Source organism: Haladaptatus sp. W1 (genome assembly GCF_001723155.1).
GTDB classification, from domain to species: Archaea; Halobacteriota; Halobacteria; order Halobacteriales; family Haladaptataceae; genus Haladaptatus; species Haladaptatus paucihalophilus.
The window spans coordinates 1-3,800 of record NZ_MEIH01000250.1; the positions used below are offsets into that span (position 1 = coordinate 1).

Here is a 3,800-nt window from a genome sequence, read left to right on the forward strand (position 1 = left end):
ACCTGCATCGGTTCCGTGTAACTCTGCGCGTTGAGACCGACCGATATCGTCTCGCCGAACGAGGGCATCCACCGACCGATGTCCCCGATTTCGATGAACGTGAGCGCCGTTTCGAGGAGGACGAGCTGTGGAATCTTCTGGGTCGTTCCGATGAGGACCGTGTTCGAAACGTTCGGGAGGAGGTGTTTCCGAAGGATGGTCAGCCGACTTACGCCCGCGCTTCTCGCCGCTTCGATGTACTGTTCCTCCCGACGTTGGATGACTTCGCTTCGGACGAGGCGAGCGACGTTCCCCCAGTTCAGGAGGCCGAACACCACGACGAACGCAAAGAGGCTCGGCCCGGTGAGGAAGACGAGGATGAGGTAGACGACGAACGCCGGAACGGACTGTTGGACGTCCACGTACCGCATGAGAACCGTATCGATGGCCCCACCGCTGTAGCCCGCGACGAGGCCGACCGCCGTCGCCAGCGGTATCATGAACACGGCGGTGATGACGGAAACTTGAAGACTCACGTGCATTCCCGAGACGACGAGCGCAACCATATCCTGTCCCAGCGCGCTCGTTCCGAGCGGGTAGGTCAGCGACCCCTGACAGTAGCCCCCGACGGTGTGACCGATGCAGTTGGCCGTGACCATTCCCTCCTTGGCGCTGAAGAGGAGCGGTGGCTGACGGGCCGCGTGGATGTGGGGTCGCGGCCGTCCCATCAACGCCGGTCCGACCAGCGCGAGGAGGACGAAGACGACCAGATACGCGAGACTGATGACGGCCACCCTGTTGGTCCGAAACCGTCGCCAGTGCCGTCGATTTTTCGCGGAGTTTCGGAACATGGGTGGAACGGCGAAACAGACGAGAACGAGCAGACTCACCCGGAACAGCCACGTCAACTTCGTCGGTTCCCACCAGTAGATGATACCGACGTGGTGCGAACTCGTGTAGCGATAGAGCAACACCAGACCGGCGAGTCCGACGACGAAGGCGACGAGCCGCCACGGAATCGTCCGTCCAGTGCCGTCGAGCCCGTCCCAGTCGATGGATTCGAGCGGCGTTTCGCTCGTTGGTGAGGCGGTGTCGCTGCTCACGAATCGTCACCGTAGGGGGGAGAGATTAAAATCGGCGAGCGGGTCGTGGACGATGGCATAACCGTACTACGCCATGGTATTTATCCCCACGAGAAAAAGATACCGAATCAACACGTTTGCCGCTCCACAACTATTATATCGCTATCACGTAATCGTTCGATGTCGAACACAATGAGTCGCCGCTCTTACGTCGTCAAACGGGTCGCGCTCTCCGTTTTTGCCCTCTATCTCGTGTTGTCCGTCACGTTCGGGTTCATCGCCCTCACCGCCGACCCCGGCGTCGCCTTCGTCGCACACGGAGCGTCACGACAGGCCGCCAGCGAACGGGCGAACATGTCCGAACGCGAGCAGATGGTCCAGCAAGCCATCGCCGAGTACAAAGCCGAGCACAACCTGAACAAACCGATTTGGCGGAGTTACGTGGACTGGCTGGTCGATATCACGACGCTCGATTGGGGGCGCTCGTACTCGCTTAACGGGACGCCCGTGCTGACGGTTCTCGGGCAGGCGATTCCGGCGACGCTCACGTACGTCGTTCCCGCGATGCTGTTCGCGCTCGTCGGGGGTATCGGCTTCGGCGTGTACGCCGCGCTCAATCCCGGGACGGCGCTCGAACGAGTCGTGACCGGCGGGTCCTACCTCGGCTTCGGGATTCCGAACTACTGGCTCGCAGTCGTCGCCGGGCTCGTCGGCGTTACCGCCTTCGCAACTCGATTCGCCCCGCCGGACATCGTACGGAGCGCGCTCCCCGCGGTTATTTTGGGGACGAGTCTTCTCGCCGGTCAGTTGCGGTACGCGCGAGCGGAGTCGCGCGAGTACGTTTTCCGCGAGTTCGTCAAACTGCTCCGCGCGAAGGGCGCGACGAACTGGCGTGTCGCCCGACACATCCTTCGTAACGCCGCGATTCCGCTCCTCTCTCTGTTCTTCGCGGACCTCATCGGCACCCTCGTCGTGAACGTGTTCGTCCTCGAATCCGTCCTCGGAATCCGCGGAATCGGCTATTTCGGGTTGCGAGCGATTCAGCAGCGCGACCTGCCCCTCATCCTCGGCGTCGCGATGGTCATCGCCATCGCGGGCATCGTCGGTAACCTCATCCAGGACCTCGCGTACTTCGGTCTCGACCCGCGCGTGGACTCGGAGTGAGCGACACTCGCTCGATTCCGCGATATCATCGAACTCCGGGCGCGTACGGTCGGGATGGCCGTCCCCGAAAATATCAATGAAACTCCATTCATTTCAGAAAGTATATCTGTTATCGACCCGGGCGTTGTATCAACGATATAGTAGAATGAGTAATCCAAACGACACCGACGACCCCTCCACGTCCGAAACGGTGCCCGTACCTGCCGATGATGGTTCCGAATCGGACGGACGAGATGGTTCACGGCCTGTCTCCGACGACGACCCCTCCTCCACGCCGACTCCCGCGGCGGGTGACGCTCTCGGACAAAACATCGACGCCTCGCTGATCGCCGACGATTTCGACCCCGAAACCGACGACGACCTTCTCGGAGGACTCGACGTCGAAACGACCGAAGCGATTCCCATTCCCGACCGGTTGGTCGACCAGGTTATCGGTCAAGATACGGCACGAGATATCGTCGAGAAAGCGGCGACACAACGCCGTCACGTGATGATGATAGGGTCGCCCGGAACCGGGAAGTCGATGCTGGCGAAGGCGATGAGCCAACTCCTCCCGAAGGAGGAACTCCAGGACGTCCTCGTCTATCACAACCCCGACGACGGGAACGAGCCGAAGGTCCGTACCGTTCCCGCCGGAAAGGGGAGACAGATAATTGACGCCCACAGGGAGGAAGCACGGAAGCGCAATCGGATGCGAACGTTCCTGATGTGGACGCTCATCGCCATCATCGGCGGCTACGCCATCTTTCTCGCCGGTGATTTGCTGTTGGGCGCTATCGCGGCCGCGGTCGTCTATCTCATGTTCAACTACGGTTCGCGCGGGAGCAACGCCGTGATTCCGAACCTGCTGGTCGATAACGCCGATACCGAGACCGTCCCGTTCGAGGACGCGACGGGCGCCCACGCTGGTGCGCTGCTGGGCGACGTGCGCCACGACCCGTTCCAATCCGGCGGCATGGAGACGCCGAGCCACAATCGCGTGGAACCCGGCGCTATCCACCGCGCGAACAAGGGCGTGCTGTTCGTGGACGAAATCAACACCCTCGACATCCGTAGTCAGCAGAAGCTGATGACGGCGATTCAGGAGGGCGAGTTCTCCATCACCGGTCAGTCCGAACGCTCGTCCGGTGCGATGGTGCACACGGAACCCGTTCCGACCGACTTCGTCATGGTCGCCGCCGGGAACCTCGATGCCATGGAGAACATGCACCCGGCACTCCGGAGCCGTATCAAGGGATACGGGTACGAGGTGTACATGAACGACACCATCGACGACACGCCGGAGATGCGGCGCAAGTACGCGCGCTTCGTCGCCCAAGAAGTCGAAAAGGACGGTAGCCTTCCGCACTTCACGCGCGACGCTATCGGAGAAGTCGTTCACGATGCCCAGCGCCGTGCGATGCGCAAAGACCACCTCACGCTCAAGCTGCGTGACCTCGGTGGCCTCGTCCGCGTTGCTGGCGACATCGCCCGCGCCGAGGACGCCGAGAACACCACGCGCGACCACGTGCTGCAGGCGAAACAGCGCTCGCGCTCCATCGAGCAACAGATAGCCGACAACTACATCGAGCGCCG

3 protein-coding genes are annotated in these 3,800 nt (G+C 61.8%); 2 read left to right on the plus strand and 1 reads right to left on the minus strand.

Annotated elements, in window-relative coordinates:
* The coding region (locus BG842_RS11160) for an ABC transporter permease (protein WP_069450780.1) at positions 1–1,082 on the minus strand (1,082 nt) is incomplete at its 3' end.
* Positions 1,083–1,253: 171 nt separating this feature from the next.
* On the opposite strand from BG842_RS11160, the gene BG842_RS11165 reads away from it, so the two are divergent.
* Positions 1,254–2,225 carry an ABC transporter permease gene (locus BG842_RS11165; protein WP_069450781.1) on the plus strand — a complete coding sequence of 324 codons (972 nt, stop codon included), beginning with the start codon at positions 1,254–1,256 and terminating at the stop codon, positions 2,223–2,225.
* Between the two features lie 145 nt (positions 2,226–2,370).
* Positions 2,371–3,800: ATP-dependent protease LonB (lonB, locus tag BG842_RS11170; protein ID WP_069450782.1), on the plus strand; the 1,430-nt coding region annotated here is incomplete at its 3' end.